We start from the raw sequence: 21,952 nt of genomic DNA, 5'->3' as shown, positions 1-21,952 counted from the left end.
ACCGCGACCTGCTCGATCGAGTGAACCGCGGAAAACCGAAAGGAAAACCGGAAACCTCAGACGTTGAAGCGGAACTCCACCACGTCGCCGTCGACCATGACGTAGTCCTTGCCCTCCATGCGCACCTTGCCCGCCGCCTTCGCGGCCGCCTTCGAGCCCGACTCCACGAGGTCGTCGAAGGAGACGACTTCGGCTTTGATGAAGCCGCGTTCGAAGTCGGTGTGGATCACGCCGGCGGCCTGCGGGGCGGTCGCGCCCTGCGGGATGGTCCAGGCCCTGGACTCCTTGGGGCCGGCGGTGAGGTAGGTCTGGAGGCCGAGGGTGTGGAAGCCGGCGCGGGCGAGGGCGTAGAGGCCGGGTTCGTGTTGGCCGATGGATTCGAGGAGCTCGCGGGCGGACTCCTCGTCGAGCTCCAGGAGCTCCGACTCGACCTTGGCGTCCAGGAAGACGGCGTCGGCGGGGGCGACGAGCTCGCGCAGCTCCTTCATCTTCGCCTCGTCGGTGAGGATGCCCTCGTCGGCGTTGAAGACGTACAGGAACGGCTTGGTGGTGAGCAGGCTGAGCTCGCGCAGCAGGTCGTTGTCCACTTCGGACTGCGCGCTGAACATGGTGCGGCCGCTGTCGAGGATGGCCTTGGCCTGCTGGGCGGCTTCGAGGGCGGGGCGGCGGTCCTTCTGGGTGCGCGCCTCCTTCTCGAGCCTGGGGATGGCCTTCTCCAACGTCTGGAGGTCGGCGAGGATCAGCTCGGTGTTGATCGTCTCCATGTCGCTGCCCGCGTCGATGCGGCCGTCGACGTGCACGACGTCGGGGTCGTCGAAGACGCGGACGACCTGGCAGATCGCGTTGGCCTCGCGGATGTTGGCCAGGAACTTGTTCCCCAGACCCTCACCCTCGGACGCGCCCTTCACGATGCCCGCGATGTCGACGAACGACACTACAGCGGGCACCTGCTTCTCGGAGCCGAAGATCTCGGCGAGCTTCGCCAGCCTCGCGTCCGGGAGCGGAACCACGCCGACGTTGGGCTCGATGGTCGCGAACGGGTAGTTCGCGGCGAGCACGTCGTTGCGGGTCAGCGCGTTGAAAAGGGTGGACTTGCCGACGTTGGGCAGGCCGACGATGCCGAGGGTCAAACTCACGAGCGGTGAGTCTACGCGCCCGCGAACAGCTGCAACGTCGAGCCGGTGCGGGCCTTGCGCACCCGGAGCCTGGTGGGGATGCGCTGGCGCAGCTCCTCGACGTGCGACACCAGCCCGACCACGCGCCCGCCCGCGCGCAGCTCGTCGAGGGTGTTCATGACGAGGTCGAGGGTGTCGGCGTCGAGCGTGCCGAAGCCCTCGTCGACGAACAGCGTGTCCAGCAGCGCCCCGCCGGTCTCGGCGGCCACGACGTCCGCGAGCCCCAGCGCGAGCGACAGCGACGCCAGGAACGACTCGCCGCCGGACAGGGTCTTCGCGGGCCGCTGCTGCCCGGAGTAGTCGTCCAGCACGTCCAGCCCGAGCCCACCGGCCTTCCCGTGGGACCCGGCCTCCAGCGAGTGCACGAACCGGTACCGGCCCTGGCTCATCCGCTCCAGCCGCATGCTCGCGGCCAGCGCGACCTCCTCCAGCCGCGACGCCAGCACGTAGGTGCGCAGCGTCATCCGCCGGTGGTTCTGCCCGCGCCCGTTGATCACGTCCGTCAACGCGTCCAGCTCGGCGAACGCCATCTCGACCGGCTCGAACTCGACCCACTTGGCGCGCAGCACCCCGGCCAGCTCGGCGACCCGCCGCACCCGCGTGCGCGCGGTCGTGAACGCCGACGCGGTCCGCTGCGCCTCCTCGCGCCGGGCCTGCGACTCCGCCGCCGCGCCGGGCACGTCGACCTCCGTCGCCGGGTCCACGTCGGCCAGCTCCTCCAGCACGGCCGCCGCCGCGGCCCGCCGGTCGGCCAGCGACGAGATCCGCTGCTCCAGCAACGCGAGCGCCGCGTCCGTCCGCGCCGCCGACAGGGCTTCCCCGACGTCGGCGAACCCGGCTTTCGCGGCCAGCTCGGACGTCTCGACCCGCTGCTCCTCCAGCCGCGCGGTGCGGTCGGCGACGGCGGCGCGCCGGTCGGCCGCCTGCACCAGGGCGTCGGCCAGGTCGAGCAGGTGCGCCCGGCGGGCCCGCACGTCCGGGAAGTCGCCGCGGGCGTCGTCGAGCCGCCGGGCGCGTTCGCGCACGGTCTCCTCCAGCGCCGCGCGCCGGGTGGCCGCGCCGACCAGCTCCTCCTTCGCGGCCGCGTGGGCCGCCGTGGTCTCCTCCAGCCGCCGTTCGAGCGCGCCGAGCGCGGACGCCCGCTGGGACCGCGAGCGGGCCAACCGGGCCGTCTCCTCGTGTTCGCGCAGCAGCTCGGCCGGGTCCCGCCCGTCGACGACCTTGGTCAGCGACTCCAGCCGGTGCTCGGCCGCGGACCTGGTCTGCTCGGCGGCCGCGCGGTCCTTGGCCGCGGCCTGCTCGCGGGCCGCCGCCGCGTCCTCGTCCGCCGCGCCGACCGCGTCGAGCATCGGCTGCGCGGGGGCCGGGTGCGCCTCGGACCCGCACACCAGGCACGGCCGCCCCGGTGTCAGGGCTCCGGCCAGTTCGACGGCCATCCCGTCCAGCCGCTGCCTGCGCACGTCGAGCAGCGTCCCCTGGGCCTTCTGGTGCGCGTCGATCGCCGCGCGCAGCCCGTCCGACGCCCCGGTCAGCGCGGCCAGGGCGGCGGGCAGCCGCCGGGCCGCGTCCGCCGCCGCCTCGACCTCGGCGAGCCTGGCCGACGCGACCGTGGCCCGCTCCAGTTCGGCCCGCGCGTCCGCGACCCGCGCGGGCAGGGTCGGGTCGACCTCCGCCACCTGCCGTTCCAGCCGCGCCTGCCGCTCGACCAGCGCGGCGACCTGCGCCACGTCCTGCTTCTGCCGCTCGGCCTCCTCGGCGAGGCGGGTCAGCCCGCCCGCCTCCTCCCGCAGCCGCTCGGAGTCGCCGCGCAGGTCGGTGCCCCGGTAGCCGCCGAGCGCCGTGAACGCCGCCGCCTCGGCGGACTTCGCCGCGGCCAGCGACCGCTCCAGCCGTGCCGACGTCTCGTGCGCGGGCACGACCACCGCGGCCCGCCGCGCCGCGTCCCGCTCCGCCACCCACGCCAGCCGCCGCGGCTCGGCCTCGTCGCACGACGCCCTCGTCCGCCACGCCTCGCGCACCCGCCGGACCCGCTCGACCTCCTCGCGCGCCGCCGCCAACGCCGCGTCGGCCGCGTCACGGGCCGCCGCGGCCCGCCGCCCCACGGTCTCCGCCTCGTCGGCCGACTCGCCGAGCAGCTTCAGCACGGAGCTGAGCCACTCGTCGTCGCCGTCCTCCGGCACGTCCTCGGCGGCGGCCTCGGAGATCCGCTCGACCAGCCCCTTGGTGGCCTGCCGGTGCGCCTCCAGCTCCCGGCCCGCCGCGGTCCGGCGTTCGCGGAACCAGTTCTCCACGTCCAGGAACCGCTGGGTGCCGAACAGCTTCTCCAGCAGCTTCTCGCGCTCGCCGGTGTCCGCCCGCAGGAACTTCGCGAACTCGCCCTGCGGCAGCAGCACGACCTGGAAGAACTGCTCGGCGGTCATCCCCAGCAGGTTCTCGACCTCCTGCGCCACTTCCTCGATGCGGGTGTGCCCGTCGCCGTGCCACCCGCTGACCCAGGTCAGCGACGCCTTGGCCTGCTCCTTGGTGAATCCGTCGCCGCGCTTCTTCGGCCGCAGGTACTCCGGGCTGCGCTCGATCCGGAACCTCCTGCCCTGCACGGTCAGCTCCAGCGTCACCACGGTCCGCACGTCCGGGTCCGCGTAGTCGCAGCGCAGCCGCTTCACGTCGCCGCGCGCGCCGGGGACCTTGCCGAACAGCGCGAACGCCACCGCGTCGAGGAGCGTCGTCTTGCCCGCGCCGGTGTCGCCGTGCAGCAGGAACAGCCCGTCCGCGCCGAGCAGGTCGAAGTCGACCGACTCGCGCTTCGGGTACGGGCCGAACGCGACCAGCTCGAGGCCGTGCAGCCTCACAGGGCCTCCCTCGCCGCGGCGGCGAACGCCTCGCGCAGCAGCGCCAGCTCCCGCCGGTTCGGCCGCTTGCCGCGGCAGTCGTCGACGAAGCAGCAGGCGATCTCGTCGTCGTCCTTGCCGCGCACCGCGAACCGCACCGCCGCGTCCCGACCGCCCGCGGGCTGCCACTCGACGTGCACCGCGTGCGGGTAGCGCTTCTGCAGGCGCCGCAACGCGTCCAGCGGCCGCACCCGGTCGGTGAGGGCCACCGACAGGAAGCTGTCGAGCACCTCGTCGTGCTCCGGGTCGACCAGCAGGTCGTCCAGCTCCCCCGTCAACGTCGCCAGCGGGCGCGGCACCGGCAGCTCGCGCCTCTCCACGCCGACCAGCCCGCCGGCGTCCAGCTCCACCAGCCAGACGGACTTCTCCTGGCCCGCCTCGGAGAACGAGTACGCCATCGGGCTGCCCGAGTACCGCAGCCGCTCGGAGAGCACCTGCGGCCCGTGCAGGTGGCCGAGGGCCACGTAGTCCACACCGTCGAACACGTCCGCGGGCACGTCCTGCACGCCGCCGACGGCGATGGTCCGCTCCGAGTCGCTGCTCGCCCCGCCGGACACGAACGCGTGCGCCAGCACCACCGACCGGGTGCCCGCGCGCCCGTCGAGGTCCGCGCGGACCCGGCGCATCGCCTCGGTCAGCACACCGGCGTGCCCGCGGGCGTCCGGCACCTCCAGCGCCTGCCGCGCGGGTTCGGGCTCCAGGAACGGGATGCCGTAGAGCGCCACCGGCCCGTGCGCGTCCGGCAGCAGCACCGGCTCGTCCAGCTCGCCGATCCGGGTGCGCAGGTGCAGCCCGCCCGCGGCGGCGAACGCGCCGAACACGCCGATCCGCGCCGCCGAGTCGTGGTTGCCCGGCGTGATCACGATCCTCGCGCCCGCCGCGCCGATCCTGGTCAGCACCCGCGCGCAGGTGTGCACGGCCTCCGGGCTCGGCACCGCCCGGTCGTACAGGTCGCCCGAGACGACCACCACGTCCACCCGCTCGGTCGTGACCAGGTCGGCCAGGCCCCCGAGCACCGCCTCCTGCTCGGCCAGCAGGTCCCGGCCGTGGAACGTGCGGCCCACGTGCCAGTCCGAGGTGTGCAGCAGACGCATGGGGCAACGCTATGACCAAGCACCGACAGTCCCGAACACCACCGGGTCGGCGTGTCGCCCGACCGGGTGCTGCACCGCCGGGTCGCGCCGGTCGTCGACCCGGCTGGAGATCGGACCGGTCCGGGTGCATCCTTGGAGGCCCGCGGAGCGTGGAGGAAGCTGGGGACGTTTCACGGCCGTAGCGTGCGCTGACACCGCACCGACTACCGTGTGCCCCTTCCGTGACGATGCCGAGCAAGGAGTGTGCGTGACGGTGACGCGCGAGCGGCTTGACGAGCAGGACGAGGACGAGGACTACTCGGACGAAGTCGCCTGGAACGACCGCGCCCTGTTCGGCAGCTTCAAGGGTCTGCCCTGGTGGGCGGCGGTGCTGATCGCGTTCGTGCTGGCGATCGTCGGCACGTTCATCGACGTCAGCTCGTCGAAGACGGTCGGCACGGTGTTCGCCATCCTGTTCTTCCTGGGGTGCGGCGGCGCGATCGTGTTCGTGGAGCGGCGGTCGATGTTCGGGCCGATCGTCCAGCCACCGCTGATCCTCGCGATCGTGGTGCCGCTGGTGGTCGTGGTGTCCGACGGGATGCCGAGCGGTGGTCTCAGCGGCGCGGCCCTGTCCCTGGGCAAGCCGCTGATCAACGGGTTCCCGACGATGGCGATCACCACGATCTTCACCGTGGTCGTCGGCATCCTGCGGGTGACCAGGCAGCGCGACCCGAACCGAGTGACCCGAGAAGAGGCGCGCGAGGCCAAGGCCGACCGCAAGGCCGACCGGGCCGACCACCCGTCCAGGCCGGTCGCCAAGCCCAAGCCGCCGGTCGAGAAGGCCCGCGCCGAACGGCCGCGCGAACGCGACGCCGACTCCGGCCCCCGCCGCAGGCCCGCGCCCGCCGAGGGCAAGCGCCCGGCCCCCGCGACCGACGACGACCGCCGCTCCCGCCCCCGCCCGGCCGCCCAGCAGGGCGAACGCCGCAGGTCCACCCCGCCCACCGACCGCGGCTCGGGTCCCCGGCAGCGCCCGGAGCCCCGCGACCGCCCCGTCCCCCCGCGCAGGCCCCGCCCGCGCGACGACGACTAGGCCCCACCACGAAGGGCCCCCGACCGGGGGCCCTTCGTCCGTTCAGGCCTGGGATTCCTCCACGGGGAACAGGATCGGGCTGAGCAGGTGCCGCCTGCGTCCCGGCGCGGGCTCGTGGCGCATCCTCGGCACGATCACCGCCCGCAGCTCCGCGATCAGCTCGGCGACCTCCTCCGGGCTCAGCCACACCGAGTGCTGCCGGTACCCCACCGCGTCGGCCGCCGGGTCGGCGCCGTCCAGGTCCAGGTAGCCGTTGAACTCGGCGATCAGCGTCGCCATCGCCACCGCGAACACCCGCCGGTGGTCCTCCACCGTCGCCGACGCCGCCGTCTCCGCGTCGACCACCGCCCGCTCCCGCCGCAGCCGGTAGGTCCGCTCCACGGCCCCGTGCACCCGCTGCTCGCCCTCCACCTCCAGCACGCCGCCGTCGGTGAGCAGCCCCACGTGCCGGTACACGGTCGCCTTCGACACGTCGGGCATCCGCGCGCACAGCTGCGACGTCGTCAGCCTCCGGTCACCGGCCATCGCGTGCACGATGCGCAGCCGCACCGGGTGCAGGAGCAGTTCGACGGTTTCCACGACAGCACGATCTCACGTTTGATACCGTTCTCAAACTCAAGAATGGAGAGTGCCAATGCACAAACCCCCTCTCGGCCGCCTCGTCCCCGTCGCCGACCACCACCTGTTCCTGCACACCTCCGGCACCGGCGGCCCCACGGTCGTGTTCCTGCCCGGCGCCGGCCTGGTCGGCCTCGACTTCCTCAACGTCCAGCAGCTGGCCGCCGACCTCGCCACCAGCGCCGTCTACGACCGCGCGGGCACCGGCTGGAGCACCCCCGCCGACCTGCCCCGCACCGCCACCGAGGTCGCCACCGAGCTCCGGGCGCTGCTGCACACCGCGTCACTCCCCGGCCCGTTCGTCCTGGTGGGCCACTCCCTGGGCGCCTTCTACGCCCGCCGCTACGCCCAGCTGTTCCCCACCGAGGTAGCGGGTCTCCTCCTGCTGGACCCCGGCCACGAGGACATGCTCACCTACCTGCCCCCGCAGGCCGCCGAGCTGAACAACCGCATGAAACAGGCCGCACAGGACATGCCGGACCTGACCGACGACCAGCTGACCGCCTCCCGCACCGCCCTCACGACCCTCTACGCGACCTGGCCCGCGGAGGTCCTACCGCCCCTGGTCGAACACCACCTCACGGCCTGGCGAACCGGCCTGGCGGAAGCCGCCAACATGGACACCACCGTCTACGACGAACTCCGCCACGGCACCCCGCTCCCGGACGTCCCCCTGACCGTCCTCACCGCCACGGGCCGCAACGCCTACTGGTCCCAGTTCGCCGACGAACACCTCGTGCAAGCCGCCCAAACCGGCCTCCACGCCATGCACGCGGCCATCGCGAGCTCAGTACCAAGAGGCCAACACCGAACCGTCGACAACGCCTCACACCAGTACCTGACCATCGAACAACCAGACGCCGTCATCACAGCACTAGCCGACCTGCTCAAGAACTGCTGACAGGAAGACGAAGAAAAGACGCAAAAGAAACACACAAGCGTACGACTAACGAAACCCGCTGGTACGCAAGGGAAGCACGCAACCGTGGTCGATTTTACTTGGGGTTTTTGGGCCTACAATGAGTCGGCGGGCAGGCTCTACCACCTGCCCTTTTTCGCCCGACGAGGCCCAAAAAGAGGGGCCCCAAGTCAAATCGACCACACCACCGCGGGTCGTAACCCCCACCCAGCCACGCACCCCAGCGAACTCGCTACGCCTCGACAACCACGCACAACCCCACCGAGCCACACACCAAACGCACTCGCTACGCCTCGGAACCACCTGGCAGCCCCAGGCCACCAAACCGATCACACAGCGAACCCGCTACGCACCAAACCCGGCCCCAGGGACCCTCAACGCACCCGGCTCTGCCGAACTTCCTTCGGCAGCGCGAAAGCGATGGTCTCGTTCGCCGTGGTGATCTCCTCCACGTCCCCGTACCCCCGCTCCCCCAACCACTTCAGCAGTTCCATCACCAGGATGTCCGGCACCGAGGCCCCACTGGTCACGCCGACGGTCGTAACCCCCTCAAGCCAGGCCTCGTCCACCTCCTTGGCGTAGTCCACCAGGTAGGAGGCGCGGGCACCGGCCTGCAGCGCCACCTCCACCAGCCGCACCGAGTTGGAGGAGTTCTTCGACCCGACGACCAGCACGAGGTCGCAGGACGGGGCCATGGTCTTCACGGCGGTCTGCCGGTTGGACGTGGCGTAGCAGATGTCGTCGCTGGGCGGGTCCTGGAGGTCGGGGTACTTCTCCTTGAGCTGGTTGACCCGGACCATCGTCTCGTCCACGGACAGGGTGGTCTGGGACAGCCAGATGACCTTGGAGGGGTCGCGGACGACGACCTTGTCGACGTCCTCGGCGGTGTCCACGAGCTGGATGTGCTCGGGTGCCTCGCCCGCGGTGCCCTCCACCTCCTCGTGGCCCTCGTGGCCGATCAGGAGGATGTCGTAGTCGTCGCGGGCGAAGCGCTTCGCCTCCATGTGCACCTTCGTGACCAGCGGGCACGTGGCGTCGATGGTGCGCAGCGACCGCGCGGCGGCCTCCTCGTGCACGGCGGGCGAGACGCCGTGGGCCGAGAACACGACGAGCGCGCCCTCGGGGACCTGCTCGGTCTGGTCGACGAAGATCGCGCCGCGGTCGCTCAGGGTCTCGACGACGTGCTTGTTGTGCACGATCTCCTTGCGCACGTACACGGGGGCGCCGTACTTCTCGAGCGCCTTCTCCACCGCGACGACCGCACGGTCGACACCCGCGCAGTAGCCGCGCGGCTTGGCCAGCAGCACGCGCTTGGGGGCGGCGGTCTCAGTCTGTGCGGTCATGCCTCCCAGGGTACGGGGGTACCGCTGAGAGGCCGAAATGCGCAGCGTCACGGTCGCGGAGGTAGGCACGGGGGGATGGTTTGCGGCAGGCTGGACCCATGAAGCAACTGCCGCTGCCGGTCCGCATCGCGGCAGGCCTCGCGGTCACCGCCGTGGAGCGGGCCCGCCTTCTCCCGCAGCAGCTCGCGGGCCTGCCCGTGACGGTGGTCAGCGAGGCCCTGCAGCTGTCCATGCGCCTCCAGCAACAGGTGACCGAGCTCGCCATCAAGGGCGACGACGTCCTGGCCGGGATGCGACCGCCGCAAGAAGAACCCGAATGGGCGACCTTCGACGAGGACGACAGCGCCCCCGCGGCGCCCGTCGTGGTGCGCGAAACGCCGGACGAAACGCCGACGGACGCCGACTCCGACGACGATGACGACGACCCGTGGACCGAGGAGGAGCGGGCGATACTCGCCGAGCCCCCGGCCGCGCTGCCCGCCTACGACGAGCTGTCGCTGCCCCAGCTGCGCGCCCGGCTGCGCGTGCTGTCGGCCGAGGACCTCGAGGAGCTGCTCGCCTACGAGCGCGCCCACGACGACCGGCCGCAGTTCACCGGGATGCTGAACCGGCGCATCGCCACCGTTCGCGCGCAGACGTGACCGCGTCGGACGCGCCGTCGACCGCCGAGCAGCCGTGGCCGGTCCGCACGGTGGCGCGCAAGCTCACCGAGTGGATCAACCGGCTCGGCGCCGTGTGGGTCGAGGGCCAGGTCACCCAGGTCTCCGCGCGACCGGGGACGTCGACGGCGTTCCTGACGCTGCGCGACCCGTCGGTGGACATGTCGATGTCGCTGACCAGCCCGATCGCGCTGGTCCGGAACATGGAGCCGCCGCTGACCGACGGCAGCCGCGTGGTCGTGCACGGGAAGCCGACGTTCTTCGCCGGCCGCGGCACGCTGAGCCTGCGGGTGGACGAGATCCGCGCGGTCGGCATCGGCGAGCTGCTGGCCAGGATCGAGCGGCTGCGCAAGCTGCTCGGCGCGGAAGGCCTGTTCGACCCCCGCCGCAAGCGCAGGCCGCCGTTCCTGCCCAACAAGATCGGCCTGATCACCGGTCGGGCGTCGGCGGCCGAGCGGGACGTGCTGACGAACGCGCGCAACCGGTGGCCGGGCGCCCGCTTCCGGGTCGTGAACGTCGCCGTGCAGGGGCCGACGGCGGTGCCGCAGATCCTCACCGCACTGTCCACTTTGGAGCGCGACGTCGAGGTGGACGTCATCGTGCTGGCCCGCGGCGGCGGCAGCGTCGAGGACCTGCTGCCGTTCTCCGACGAGGCGCTGTGCCGCGCGGTGGCGTCGTGCCGGACGCCCGTCATGTCCGCGATCGGACACGAACCGGACAGCCCGCTGGTCGACTACGTCGCCGACGTCCGCTGCTCCACGCCGACCGACGCGGGCAAACGGGTGGTTCCGGATGTGGCGGAAGAAGCACAGCGGGTACTCCAAATGCGCGACCGGGCCCGCCGGGCGCTGCACGGCTGGGTCGACCGCGAGCGCAAGCTGCTGCACTCGGTGCGCACCCGACCTGCGCTTTCCGACCCGTACGGCCCGCTGGACCGGCGCGCCGAGGAGGTCGACCGGCTCCGGGAACGCGCCCGCCGCGCGGTGCTCGCCCGGCTCTCCGCCGAGCAGAGCGGCCTGGCCTCGACGAAAGCGCGCTTGACGACCCTCGGACCGGCGGCCACGCTTGCCCGCGGATACGCGGTAGTGCAACGCGTCACACCCGAGGGTGTCGACGGCGTGCTGAGGTCGACCACACAGGCCCCGGCCGGGACGCGGTTGCGCGTGCGCGTGGCCGACGGGGCCGTGCACGCGGTCGTGACCGAGGACGGAGGCAGTGGTGCCCAAGCCGGCGCGTGAACCGACGTTCCTCCCGTTGACGATGGCCGCCGCGGGGTCGGCGGCGGACGGCTCGGCCGATCCGCTCGCCCGCGACAGCGCGCAGGCCGTCCGGCACCGGGCGGAGACAGCCAACTCCGCGGCCGCGGACTGCTGGACCGCGCTGGTCGCGGGCTGCACGTCCGGCCGCCAGACCCTGGTCGACGAGCTGCACCACCTGTCGATGGCGACCTCGCAGTACGCGGGCACCCGCTGGTGGCTCAGCCACGGCTCGGTGCACCGCAGGCGCGTCGTGGAGGCCGAGGGCCGCATCGACGAGGCCGTGCGGGATGGTGACGGCGCCGAGTTCGCGGAGGCGTTCGTCGGGTACGACCAGGCCGTCGCCACGGTCGTGGTGCACGTCCAGAGCAGAATGGGGAGCTTGACCCAGTGAGTCCTACCGAGACCGAGCTCGGGTACGAGGCGGCGCGCGACGAGCTGGTGGAGGTGGTCCGCAAGCTGGAGGCGGGCGGACTGTCCCTGGAGGACTCGATCGCCCTGTGGGAACGCGGGGAGGCCCTCGCGAAGACGTGCGAACGGCACCTCGACGGCGCCAAGGAACGCATCGACGCGGCGCTCGCCGTGGTCGAGGAGGACGTCGAGGGCTGACATTGGGACCCTGGTCACGGGGTCCCGCGTGCGAGGATTGGTCTACCGGCCGATCATCCCAGGAGGCGCACAATGGTGAGCTCGACCCCTTCCGAACGCCGCCAAGAGGCACCTGACCGCAACCTGGCGCTGGAATTGGTCCGGGTCACCGAGGCCGCCGCCATGGCCGCCGGCAGATGGGTCGGCCGGGGTGACAAGAACGGCGGCGACGGCGCGGCCGTGGACGCCATGCGCAAGCTCATCCACACCGTGTCCATGCGCGGTGTCGTCGTGATCGGCGAGGGCGAGAAGGACGAGGCGCCCATGCTCTACAACGGCGAGGAGGTCGGCGACGGCAACGGCCCCGACTGCGACGTCGCCGTGGACCCGATCGACGGCACCACCCTGATGGCCAAGGGCATGCCCAACGCCCTCGCCGTGCTCGCCGTCGCCGAACGCGGCGCCATGTTCGACCCGTCGGCCGTGTTCTACATGGAGAAGCTCGCGGTCGGACCGGAGGCCGCGGACGTCATCGACATCACCGCCCCCATCGCGGAGAACATCCGCCGGGTCGCGAAGGCCAAGCACATCGAGGTCTCCGACGTCACCGTCTGCATCCTGGACCGCCCCCGCCACGAGCACCTGGTGCACGAGGTCCGCCAGGCCGGTGCCCGCATCCACTTCATCTCCGACGGCGACGTCGCGGGCGCCATCTCCGCCGCCCGCCCGGACACCGGCGTGGACCTGCTGGTCGGCATCGGCGGCACCCCCGAGGGCATCATCGCCGCAGCCGCGCTGAAGTGCATCGGCGGCGAGATCCAGGCGAAGCTGTGGCCGAAGGACGACGAGGAGCGGCAGAAGGCGATCGACGCGGGCCACGACCTCGACCGCGTGCTGACGACGCGGGAGCTCGTCCGCGGCGACAACGTGTTCTTCTGCGCCACCGGCGTGACGGACGGCGACCTGCTGCGCGGAGTGCACTACCGGACCGGCGGGTGCACCACGCAGTCCATCGTGATGCGGTCCAAGTCGGGGACCGTGCGCATGATCGACGGCTTCCACCGGCTGACGAAGCTGCGCGAGTACTCCTCGGTCGACTTCGACCGACTGGCCGAGTCCGAGGCCTCCCAACTGATCCCGCCGCTGCCGTAGGGCCGTTTTACGGGGCTTTCCAGCGGTCTGACGGGGTCGAGTGCCGTGGGGGTGTGGTCGATTTGACTTGGGGCCCCTCTTTTTGGGCCTCGTCGGGCGAAAAAGGGCAGGTGGTAGAGCCTGCCCGCCGACTCATTGTAGGCCCAAAAACCCCAAGTAAAATCGACCACGCTTGCGTGCTTCCCTTGCGTACCAGCGGGTTGTCTTGGTCGGGCGTTCGGCCCGTCGCCTTCCAGCGACCCGGGTAGGCCTTCCCTCGCTTCGCGTCGGTGGGTCTCGGCTGCGTCAACGGTCAATGAACCGGTACCGGTCGGATGGACGTGGTGGGACTGCCGGACATGTCCTTAGTTTCCGTTTCGTCCCCGGCAACCCTGCGCCGGGGACGGGAAGGAACGGAAACGATGAGGGCACGTTCCCTGTTCACGGCGGTGGCCGTGGCGCTCGGCATGGCTTTCGCGTCGACGGGTGCCGCTTCGGCGCAGCCGATGACGCCCGACGGTGTCACGCCGATGATCGTCGGCGGTGGCAACGCCACCCAGGTCTACTCGTTCATGGTGTCCCTGCAGAGCACGTCGGGCGGGCACTTCTGCGGTGGTTCGCTGATCAAGGCCAACTGGGTCGTGACCGCGAAGCACTGCGTCCAGGGCCGCACGCCTGCTTCGACGCGGGCGCGGATCGGGACGACCAACCGGACCAGTGGCGGCACGCTGGCGACGGCGAGCCGGATCGTCCTGAACCCGAGCGAGGACCTGGCGCTGGTCCAGCTGTCGACCTCGGTGACCCAGGCGCCGGTGGCGATCTCCTCGTCGTCGGGCGCGACCGGCACGGCCACCCGGATCATCGGGTGGGGGCAGACCTGCCCGTCCTCCAGCGGGTGCGGGGCGGCGCCGGTGACGTTGCAGCAGCTCGACACGTCGATCGTGGCGGACAGCCGGTGCTCGGGCATCCGGGGGTCCACGGAGATCTGCACGAACAACACGGACGGCAACAAGGGCGCCTGCTACGGCGACTCGGGCGGGCCGCAGATCAAGTCGGTGGGCGGGACCTGGCAGCTGATCGGGGCCACCAGCCGCAGCGGTGGCGGCTCGACCTGCGCGACGGCGCCCTCGATCTACGTCGACGTGCCGTCGCTGCGCTCGTGGATCAGCGCGAACGCGGGCACTGTCTAGTCGGACACAGCTCCTCCTCCGCACGCATGGCTGACCGCCCTCCGGGTACCTGGGAGGGCGGTCAACCTTTTGCGAGGGTCACTCGTCTTGATCTGCGACGGACGACGGAGGAGTAGAGGATGCGCGTTCTGCTGGTGCTGGCCACGGTGCTGCTCGCCTCGGCGTGCGGCCAGACCCGTGCGGCGACACCACCAGCGGTCGGGGTGACCGGGACGCCGTCGGTGGCGCCCTCGGCCGAGGTACCCCTGCCCCAGCCCGCGCCGCCCCGCGCACCGGTCAACCCGTGCGGGATCACCAACGGCGCGTGCGTGCGGATGTCCACGTCGGAGAGCTGGCTGATCACCGACGGCGCGGTGAGCTACGGGCCGGTGCCCTCGGCGTTCGGCATGGCGGGCTACGAGACGCCGACCGGCAGGTTCCAGGTGCTGCGCAAGGTCCGCGACGAGATCAGCTTCGACTTCGACAACACCCCGATGCCCTACGCCGTCTACTTCACCGACTACGGCATCGCCTTCCACCAAGGCGACCTCGCGCCCGGCTCGTCGCACGGCTGCGTGCACCTGGCCCCGGACGCCGCGGCGCGGTTCTTCGACACCCTCCAGCCCGGCGCCGAGGTGCAGGTCCTGGCGTAGCCGTCCCCCATTCGTTACGCGGGCGGGGCAACCGGGGTGGCGCCCCTCACGTCTCTCCTCCCAGACACGACGATCAGGGGGTCGGGAGATGCGCGTACTCGTCTTGGTGGCAACGGCACTGCTCGCAACGGCGTGCGCGCAGGGCGGGACCACGGAAGCGGCGGCACCGCCCGCGCTGTCCACATCGGCAGGCCCGTCGTCCTCCGCCCAGCCCTCGTCCTCGGCCGCGCCGGCGAGCTCGTCGGCGTCCTCGTCCTCCGAGGCGCCCGCGCCCGCCCCGGAACCGGCGCCGGCCCCGTCCACGTCGTCGGAGGCCCCGCCGCCCCCGCAGCCCGCGCCACCGCCTCCGCCGGTCACCGTCGCGGGCACGCCGTGCGACATCACCAACGGCGCGTGCGTGGAGCTGTCGAGTCAGCAGACGTGGCTCATCAGCAACGGCGCGGTGACCTACGGCCCGGTGCCGATCACCTCCGGCAGGCCCGGCTACGAGACGCCGACGGGCTACTTCCCGGTGCTGCACAAGGTGTTGCACGAGATCAGCCGCCCGTACAACAACGCGCCGATGCCGTACTCGGTCTACTTCACCAACTACGGCATCGCGTTCCACGAGGGCAGCCTGGAAGTGCCCTCGCACGGCTGCGTCCACCTGTCCCAGGAAGCGGCCGCGACCTACTTCGACTTCCTCCAGTCCGGCCAGCAGGTCCAGGTCACGCCGTAGGCGTCCCACCGGCCGGTCCTCTTGGGACAGTCACCCGGACTCCCGACCGCGAAGCACTTTCACCGGGCGGTCGGGTCCGGGTGGTTGGATGATCCGAATCCTGGGTACCCGACGGGATGAGGGGTGATTCGAGATGACGACTCTCGGCACTAGGACACTCGGAACAGTGTTCGCAGCAACGGCCTTGGCTCTCGGCTTCGCGCTACCCGCGTCGGCGGCCACGGACACGCCCTGCTCCATCACCGAAGGCGCGTGCCTGCGGCTGTCCACCAACGAGGCCTGGCTCGTCCACAACGGATCCAACAGCTACGGCCCCGTCCCGGTCACCACGGGCAGGCCGGGCTACGAGACACCGGTAGGCACGTTCTCCGTGCTGCGCAAGGTGCAGAACGAGTGGAGCGTGCCCTACAACGGCCCGATGCCGTACTCGACGTACTTCACGTCGACCGGCATCGCGTTCCACGAGGGCAGCCTGGACGTGCCCTCGCACGGCTGCGTGCACCTGTCGCACGAGGCCGCGGTCACGTTCTTCGACAACCTGCTCATCGGCGAAGAAGTCCAGGTGGTCCCGTAACCGAACGACCCGACCAGCGGACCGCCGGGACGGGCGGTCCGTTGTCGGCCGCGGCGCGCTCGGGCACAGTGATCCGGTGCCACCGCCCGACTTCACCCAGCTGACCGGCGCGGGCCAGACCCGTCGCCTCCTCACCCTGGCCCGCACCGCCCTGGCCGAGTACGACGTGCCGGCGAGGTCCTTGGTGCCGCTGGCCAAGGGCTGGAACACGAACGTGCGCGTCGACGACCGGTACATGCTGCGGATCCGCAGCACCGACGCCGCTTTCGCCGAGGCCGAGACCACCTGGCTCACCGCACTCGCGCGCGACACCGACCTGGCCGTCCCCGAACCGGTCCCCACCCGGTCCGGCGCCACCGTCGTCACCGCCACCACGCCGACCGTCCCCGGCCCGCGCACCTGCGTCCTCTACCGCTGGGTCGACGGCAGGTTCCGCGACAGGTCCCTGACCCCCGCTCACCTGCACGAGGTCGGCGTCTTCACCGCGTTGCTGCAACAGCACGGCACCACCATGCCCGCGCTCGCCCGCAACCGCGTCGACGCCGTCCCCGCCGACACCGCGAAGCTCGTCACCGACCTGCACTCCCCCGCGGCCGGTGCCCTCGTCGCCAGGACCCTCGCCCGCGTCGACACCACCCTGGCGGGCCTCCCCGCGACCGGCCTCATCCACGCAGACCTGCACCAGGACAACTTCCTGTTCCACCAGGGGCGGGTCCGCGCGATCGACTTCGACGACTGCGGCTACGGCCCCCACCTCTACGACCTCGCCACCACCATCAGCGAACTGGGCCCCGACCGCCCAGCCCTGCACCGGGCCCTGCTCACCGGCTACCGCACCACCAGCCCGCTCGACGACGAGGACGCCCTCCCCGACCTGCTCCTCCTGCGCCGCCTGCAGCTCACCATGTGGGCCGTCACCCAGCGCCACGACCCGATGTTCCGCACCACCTGGCGCACCCAACTCGACGCCACCCTCAGGCACCTGGCCGAGGTCCAACGGCCGAAGGGCTAGACCCCGACGACCTCGACCAGCCCGTCGAGGCCCTTGAAGTCCGCGGAGTCGCGCGTGTGCAACGGCGGCCACGGGCAGCCTGCGGTGCCGGGCCACCGGCTCGTCCGCGGTGAGGCGGCGCCGCTGGTTCAGCGGGCGCAGCCCGGCGACCTCGGTGCCGTTGCGGGTGATGTGGAAGGTCTCGCCGGTCTCCACGGCGTCCATCACCGCCGCGGAGTTGTCGCGGGACTCGCGCTGGGAGATCGCCTTCACCACTAGGACGCAGCACCGCGTGTCCCGCGGTGCTACGCCATTCCCGCCCGCCTACCCCTCGTTGCTCGAATGCCCTGGGAACAGGTGCGCCGCCGGGTTCAGCGCGACCGCGATGTTGTTCACCGCCGTGGCCGCCTCCCCGAACCCCGTGGCGATCAGCTTCACCTTCCCCTGGTACGCCGCCACGTCCCCAGCCGCGTAGATCATCTCCCGTTGCGTCCGCATGGTCGTGTCCACCATCACCGCCCGGTGGTCCAGCTCCAGCCCCCAGGACTCGATGGGGCCCAGGTCGGCGGTGAACCCGAGCGCGGCGACGACCGAGTGCGCGGGCAGGGTCTTCACGTCGCCGGACTTCAGCCTGACCTCCACCTCGGCCAGTTCCGGTTCGCCGCGCAGCGCGGTGACCTCGGCGTCGGTGATGATCTCCACGCCCAGCTCGCGGACGGCGCGGACGGTGGGCGGGTGGGCGCGGAAGTTCGCGCGGCGGTGCACGAGGGTGACGCTCGCGGCGATCGGGTGCAGGGCCAGCGCCCAGTCGAACGCCGAGTCGCCGCCGCCGACGATCACGACGTGCTGGGCGGTGTGCACGGCCAACGACGGCACGAAGTGCACCATCCCGCGGTCCAGCCAGCCGTCGCCCGCGGGCAGCGGCCGGGGCCTGAACTCGCCCATGCCCGCGGTGATCAGCACCGCGCCCGCGTTCACGACCGTGCCGTCGGCGAGGCCGACGTGCAACCGGGAGTCCACTGTGGACAGCGTGCGGGCCTGGTGGCCCAGCAGGTACTGCGGCTTCCACTGCGCGGCCTGCTCGACCAGCGCGTTGACGAGGTCGCGGCCCCGGACGGCCGGGAAGCCCGCGACGTCGAAGATCATCTTTTCCGGGTACATCGCCGTGATCTGGCCGCCCGCCTCGGGCAGCGCGTCGACCAGGGCGACGGACAGGTCGCGGAACCCCGCGTAGTAGGCCGCGAACAGCCCCGTGGGTCCTGCTCCCACGATCAACAGGTCGACATCCATCGATGAACCCCTCTGCCAGTGGTGGGTGGCAGTGCAGGAGACCGACCTTAGGTGCTCAACGCCACCGTGCCCAGATCCCCCTACGGGGACAAACTGGGGACTATGGGCGAACAGGGGTACCGCGTCGAGCACGACACCATGGGCGAGGTCCGGGTGCCGGTCGACGCGTTGTGGCGGGCGCAGACCCAGCGGGCGGTCGAGAACTTCCCGATCTCGGGGCGCGGGCTGGAACGGTCGCAGATCCGGGCTCTCGGCCTGCTCAAGGGGGCCGCGGCGCGGGTGAACGAACGGCTCGGCGTGCTGCCGTCCGACGTCGCGAAGGCCATCGCGGACGCGGCCGACGAGGTCGCCGGGGGCGCGCACGACGAGCACTTCCCGGTGGACGTGTTCCAGACCGGGTCGGGCACGTCGTCGAACATGAACGCGAACGAGGTGATCGCGACCCTCGCGACCAGGAGCCTCGGCCGGGACGTGCACCCGAACGACCACGTCAACGCGTCGCAGTCGTCGAACGACACGTTCCCGACCACGCTGCGGGTCGCGGCGACCGAGGCCGTGGTCACCGACGTCGTCCCGGCGCTGGAGCACCTGGCCACGACCCTGGAGGGCCGCGCGGCCGAGTGGGCCGACCTGGTCAAGTCCGGGCGCACGCACCTGATGGACGCCGTGCCGATCACGCTCGGCCAGGAGGTCGGCGCGTGGGCCGCGCAGGTCCGCTACGGTGTCGAGCGGCTCACGTCGTCGGTCCCGCGGCTGGCCGAGCTGCCGATCGGCGGCACGGCCGTGGGCAGCGGGCTGAACGCGCCGGAGGGCTTCGGCGCGGCGGTGTCCGCGGAGCTCGCGCGGGTGACCGGGCTGCCGTTGACCGAGGCGCGCGACCACTTCGAGGCGCAGGCGACCCAGGACGGCGTGGTCGAGATCTCCGGCCAGCTCAGGGCGACCGCCGTGGGGCTCTACAAGATCGCGAACGACCTGCGCTGGCTCGGGTCCGGCCCGCGCACCGGGCTCGGCGAGCTGGCCCTTCCCGACCTGCAACCCGGCTCGTCCATCATGCCCGGCAAGGTCAACCCGGTGATCTCCGAGGCGACCATGATGGTCGTCGCGCAGGTGATCGGGAACGACGCCGCCGTCGCGTTCGCGGGCAGCCAGGGCAACTTCCAGCTCAACGTCATGCTGCCGGTGATCGCGCGCAACGTGCTGGAGTCCGCCCGGCTGATCGCCGCGGTGGCCCGGCTGCTGGCGGACAAGGTGCTCGTGGGCACCGAGCCGCAGGTGGACCGGCTGCGCGAGCTGGCCGAGTCGTCGCCGTCGATCGTGACGCCGCTCAACCGCTACCTCGGCTACGAGGAGGCGGCGGCGATCGCGAAGCAGTCCCTCAAGGAGCGCAAGACGATCCGCGAGGTCGTGCTGGAGCGCGGCCACGTGCCCGGCAAGCTCACCGAGGAGCAGCTCGACGCGGCGCTGGACGTGCTGCACATGGCCCGCGGCGGCCGCTGACCCACGGCGCGGGCACGGTCTCCACCGTGCCCGCGCGGGGTCGGGCGCGGGCGGTCGACAGCCCGACCACGCAGCCGACCGCGACCACGGCCGCGCCGACCAGGTCGAGCGCGCTGGACTCCTGCACGCCCAGCAGCACCGACACCAGCAGCCCGGAGATCGGCATCAGTCCGATGAGGACTCCCGCCCGGTCCGCGCCCAGCCGTCCGACGGCGAAGTACCAGAGCCCGAACGCCAACGCGGTGACCACGACCGCCAGCGCGACCAGGGCGAGGCCCTGCCTGGCGTCCGGCACCCGCCAGCCGCCAAAGACCGTGCCCAGCACCGCCCCGGACACCGCCGCGAGCAGGCAGCACCACGTCGCCACGGCCACCCCGCCCAGCCGCCGCACCACCCCCACCGCGAACAGCGTGAACGACGCCTCCCCCACCAGCGCCAACGCGGCGAGCAGCAGTCCCGGCCCGTGCCACGCGCCACCGCCGGACAGCACGACCACGCCGAGCGCCACGATCCCCGCGCCCACCACCGTCACCGCCGACCGCCGCCTGCTCGCCAGCGCCAGCACGACCGGTGTCCCGCCGAGCATCGCCGCGACGAAACCGGGCTCGGCGTAGCGCTGGGCGTACAGGAGGGCGCCGGTGAACCCGAGCATCCCGAGCCCGACGAGCGCCAGCAACGACGGCACGTCCGCCGGCCTCGGCAGCGGCAGGCGCCGGCCGCGGGCGAACGTCCACCCGAGCAGCACGACGGCGCTGAGCCCGTACCGCAGGGCCTGGCCGGTGAGCAGCGGGTAGTCCTGGAGCATGCCGGTGACCGGCACGGACGCTCCGACGATCACGGCGGCGGTCGCCCCCGCGGCGACGGCGGTTCTGCTGGTCATGCGGACAGCGTGCCCGCCGAGTGGCTCATGATTAAGCTCCAATTCCATGACCGCCGACTGGTCCACTTATCGGGAGCTGCTGCTCCCGGCGGTGAGCGGGCGCCGTCGCGCCGTGGAGACCGAGCTGCGCCGGGCCGTGCGCGACGGCAGGCTCACCACCGGCACCCGGCTGCCGTCCAGCCGCGACCTGGCCGAGCAGCTCGGCGTCGCCAGGGGCACCGTGACGGCCGCGTACGCGCAGCTCGTGGGCGAGGGCTACCTGACGGCCAAGCGCGGGTCGGGCACCACCGTGACGGCGGCGGGCACGTGGCCGTCGGACAGCCGCCCCGAGCCCGACCCGACGCCGCACTGGCGCTACGACCTGCGACCGGGACTGCCCGCGCTGAACGCGTTCCCGCGCGCCGAGTGGGTCGCCGCCTACCGCGCCGGGCTCGCGGGGCTCTCCGACGAGGAGCTCGGCTACCCGCACGCCGCCGGGTTCCCGCCGCTGCGCGCGGAGCTGGCCGACTACCTCGGCCGGGTGCGCGCCGCGGTCACCGAACCCGAGGCCGTCGTGGTCACCAACGGCTCGGCCGAGGGCCTGTCGCTGCTGTGCCGGGTGCTGCGCGCCCAGGGCCACCGCAGCATCGCCGTCGAGGAGCCCAGCCACTTCGGCGCCGCGGAGATGCTGGCCTCGCACGGGCTGCGCGTCGTCGGCGTGCCGGTGGACGACCACGGCATCCGGGTCGACGCGCTGTCCACAACGGACTGCCGGGTCGTGCTCGTCACGGCGGCGCACCAGTTCCCGCTCGGCGTCGTGCTGCACCCGGAACGGCGGCACGCGCTGATCGCGTGGGCGCGGGCGTGCGACGGGATCGTCATCGAGGACGACTACGACGCCGAGCACCGCTACGACCGGCCCGCCGTCGGCGCCGTGCAGGCCCTCGACCCGAGCCGCGTGGTCCACCAGGGCAGCACGAGCAAGGTGCTCGCCCCCGCGCTGCGGCTGGGTTGGCTCGTGCTGCCGGAGTCGTTGCGGGAACCGGTGGTCGAGCGCAAGCGGCACGACGACCTCGGCACGGAGACGTTGCGGCAGGCCGCTTTCGCGCAGCTGCTGCGCGGCGGCGGCTACGACCGGCACCTGCGGCGGACCAGGGCCCTGTACCGCAAGCGCCGCGACGCGCTCATCGACGCGCTGGCCCGCGAGCAGCCGTCCTGGGAGCCGATCGGGGTCGCGGCCGGCTTGCACGTCGTGGTCCGCTTGCCGCCGGGCACGGACGACCTCGCGTTGCAGCGCAAGTACGCCGCCCGCGGTGTCAACGCGGTGGCCCTGGCGCACTACGTGCGCACCCCGCTGTGGCCGGGGCTCGTGCTCGGCTACGCGTCGCTGTCACCCGACCGGTTGCGGGAAGCCGTCCGGGAGCTCCGCTGATCTGCCCTTGTCGGTGCTCGGGTGCA

The 21,952-nt window shown here is 72.2% G+C and carries 21 protein-coding genes; 14 read left to right on the top strand and 7 right to left on the bottom strand.

What is annotated here, in order from left to right:
• Window positions 1–56: 56 nt before the first annotated feature.
• The 3 genes from ychF to CLV43_RS05105 are packed head-to-tail and all read right to left on the bottom strand — an operon-like array spanning window position 57 to window position 5,157.
• Window positions 57–1,136 (bottom strand): redox-regulated ATPase YchF, encoded by a 1,080-nt coding sequence (gene ychF / locus CLV43_RS05115; protein WP_106185713.1) that lies wholly within the window; start codon window positions 1,134–1,136, stop codon window positions 57–59.
• An 11-nt stretch (window positions 1,137–1,147) separates the two neighbouring features.
• Entirely contained in the window at window positions 1,148–4,024 is a 2,877-nt protein-coding gene (locus CLV43_RS05110; protein WP_106185712.1) for an AAA family ATPase, read from the bottom strand.
• A complete protein-coding gene (locus CLV43_RS05105; protein WP_106185711.1) occupies window positions 4,021–5,157 on the bottom strand; it encodes an exonuclease SbcCD subunit D in 1,137 nt (378 codons plus the stop codon). The genes CLV43_RS05110 and CLV43_RS05105 overlap by 4 nt, the downstream gene beginning before the upstream one ends.
• A 247-nt stretch (window positions 5,158–5,404) precedes the next feature.
• On the opposite strand from CLV43_RS05105, the gene CLV43_RS05100 reads away from it, so the two are divergent.
• On the top strand, window positions 5,405–6,229 hold the full coding sequence (locus CLV43_RS05100; protein WP_245886127.1) for a DUF6542 domain-containing protein: 825 nt from the start codon (window positions 5,405–5,407) through the stop codon (window positions 6,227–6,229).
• Between the two features lie 42 nt (window positions 6,230–6,271).
• On the opposite strand, the gene CLV43_RS05095 is transcribed toward CLV43_RS05100, so the two are convergent.
• Entirely contained in the window at window positions 6,272–6,808 is a 537-nt protein-coding gene (locus tag CLV43_RS05095) for a helix-turn-helix domain-containing protein (protein ID WP_106185710.1), read from the bottom strand.
• 55 nt (window positions 6,809–6,863) lie between these two features.
• Between CLV43_RS05095 and CLV43_RS05090 the strand changes: the two genes are divergently transcribed.
• On the top strand, window positions 6,864–7,748 hold the full coding sequence (locus CLV43_RS05090; RefSeq protein ID WP_170155683.1) for an alpha/beta fold hydrolase: 885 nt from the start codon (window positions 6,864–6,866) through the stop codon (window positions 7,746–7,748).
• A 392-nt stretch (window positions 7,749–8,140) separates the two neighbouring features.
• Here the strand turns inward: CLV43_RS05090 and CLV43_RS05085 are convergent, their stop codons facing one another.
• Window positions 8,141–9,109: a 4-hydroxy-3-methylbut-2-enyl diphosphate reductase gene (locus CLV43_RS05085; protein ID WP_106185708.1), complete on the bottom strand. Its 969-nt coding sequence runs from the start codon at window positions 9,107–9,109 to the stop codon at window positions 8,141–8,143.
• A 98-nt stretch (window positions 9,110–9,207) separates the two neighbouring features.
• On the opposite strand from CLV43_RS05085, the gene CLV43_RS05080 reads away from it, so the two are divergent.
• The 10 genes from CLV43_RS05080 to CLV43_RS05030 all read left to right on the top strand — a co-directional run bounded on the left by CLV43_RS05080 (window position 9,208) and on the right by CLV43_RS05030 (window position 16,869).
• Window positions 9,208–9,750 (top strand): lipid droplet-associated protein, encoded by a 543-nt coding sequence (locus tag CLV43_RS05080; RefSeq protein ID WP_106185707.1) that lies wholly within the window; start codon window positions 9,208–9,210, stop codon window positions 9,748–9,750.
• Window positions 9,747–11,006: an exodeoxyribonuclease VII large subunit gene (gene xseA / locus CLV43_RS05075; protein ID WP_106185706.1), complete on the top strand. Its 1,260-nt coding sequence runs from the start codon at window positions 9,747–9,749 to the stop codon at window positions 11,004–11,006. The genes CLV43_RS05080 and xseA overlap by 4 nt, the downstream gene beginning before the upstream one ends.
• Window positions 10,987–11,418: a sugar ABC transporter substrate-binding protein gene (locus CLV43_RS05070; RefSeq protein WP_106186040.1), complete on the top strand. Its 432-nt coding sequence runs from the start codon at window positions 10,987–10,989 to the stop codon at window positions 11,416–11,418. Before xseA ends, CLV43_RS05070 begins: the two co-directional genes overlap by 20 nt.
• Window positions 11,415–11,633, top strand: a complete 219-nt coding sequence (locus tag CLV43_RS05065; RefSeq protein ID WP_106185705.1) for an exodeoxyribonuclease VII small subunit — start codon at window positions 11,415–11,417, stop codon at window positions 11,631–11,633. The genes CLV43_RS05070 and CLV43_RS05065 overlap by 4 nt, the downstream gene beginning before the upstream one ends.
• Window positions 11,634–11,705: 72 nt before the next feature.
• A complete protein-coding gene (gene glpX, locus CLV43_RS05060; RefSeq protein ID WP_106185704.1) occupies window positions 11,706–12,764 on the top strand; it encodes a class II fructose-bisphosphatase in 1,059 nt (352 codons plus the stop codon).
• A 401-nt stretch (window positions 12,765–13,165) separates the two neighbouring features.
• On the top strand, window positions 13,166–13,933 hold the full coding sequence (locus CLV43_RS05055) for a S1 family peptidase (RefSeq protein WP_106185703.1): 768 nt from the start codon (window positions 13,166–13,168) through the stop codon (window positions 13,931–13,933).
• A 119-nt stretch (window positions 13,934–14,052) separates the two neighbouring features.
• A complete protein-coding gene (locus CLV43_RS05050; RefSeq protein WP_106185702.1) occupies window positions 14,053–14,565 on the top strand; it encodes a L,D-transpeptidase in 513 nt (170 codons plus the stop codon).
• Window positions 14,566–14,653: 88 nt separating this feature from the next.
• Window positions 14,654–15,283 carry a L,D-transpeptidase gene (locus CLV43_RS48400; RefSeq protein WP_211304218.1) on the top strand — a complete coding sequence of 210 codons (630 nt, stop codon included), beginning with the start codon at window positions 14,654–14,656 and terminating at the stop codon, window positions 15,281–15,283.
• A 133-nt stretch (window positions 15,284–15,416) separates the two neighbouring features.
• Window positions 15,417–15,857 carry a L,D-transpeptidase gene (locus CLV43_RS05035; RefSeq protein ID WP_106185701.1) on the top strand — a complete coding sequence of 147 codons (441 nt, stop codon included), beginning with the start codon at window positions 15,417–15,419 and terminating at the stop codon, window positions 15,855–15,857.
• A 76-nt stretch (window positions 15,858–15,933) separates the two neighbouring features.
• Window positions 15,934–16,869, top strand: a complete 936-nt coding sequence (locus CLV43_RS05030) for a phosphotransferase enzyme family protein (RefSeq protein WP_106185700.1) — start codon at window positions 15,934–15,936, stop codon at window positions 16,867–16,869.
• A 303-nt stretch (window positions 16,870–17,172) separates the two neighbouring features.
• Here CLV43_RS05030 and CLV43_RS05020 read toward each other — a convergent pair whose 3' ends face one another.
• Window positions 17,173–18,138 (bottom strand): NAD(P)/FAD-dependent oxidoreductase, encoded by a 966-nt coding sequence (locus CLV43_RS05020; protein ID WP_106185699.1) that lies wholly within the window; start codon window positions 18,136–18,138, stop codon window positions 17,173–17,175.
• A gap of 102 nt (window positions 18,139–18,240) precedes the next feature.
• Between CLV43_RS05020 and CLV43_RS05015 the strand changes: the two genes are divergently transcribed.
• Window positions 18,241–19,635 (top strand): class II fumarate hydratase, encoded by a 1,395-nt coding sequence (locus tag CLV43_RS05015; protein WP_106185698.1) that lies wholly within the window; start codon window positions 18,241–18,243, stop codon window positions 19,633–19,635.
• Here the strand turns inward: CLV43_RS05015 and CLV43_RS05010 are convergent.
• Window positions 19,574–20,515, bottom strand: a complete 942-nt coding sequence (locus CLV43_RS05010; protein ID WP_106185697.1) for a DMT family transporter — start codon at window positions 20,513–20,515, stop codon at window positions 19,574–19,576. The two genes, CLV43_RS05015 and CLV43_RS05010, sit on opposite strands and share 62 nt — an antisense overlap.
• A 46-nt stretch (window positions 20,516–20,561) precedes the next feature.
• On the opposite strand from CLV43_RS05010, the gene pdxR reads away from it, so the two are divergent.
• Window positions 20,562–21,926: a MocR-like pyridoxine biosynthesis transcription factor PdxR gene (gene pdxR / locus CLV43_RS05005; protein WP_106185696.1), complete on the top strand. Its 1,365-nt coding sequence runs from the start codon at window positions 20,562–20,564 to the stop codon at window positions 21,924–21,926.
• Window positions 21,927–21,952 lie beyond the last annotated feature (26 nt).

Origin of the sequence: Umezawaea tangerina, from assembly GCF_003002815.1 — a bacterium.
Taxonomy (GTDB): domain Bacteria; phylum Actinomycetota; class Actinomycetes; order Mycobacteriales; family Pseudonocardiaceae; genus Umezawaea; species Umezawaea tangerina.
Note: the sequence above shows the minus strand (reverse complement) of the source record. Positions and strands in the feature narration are given on the sequence as shown.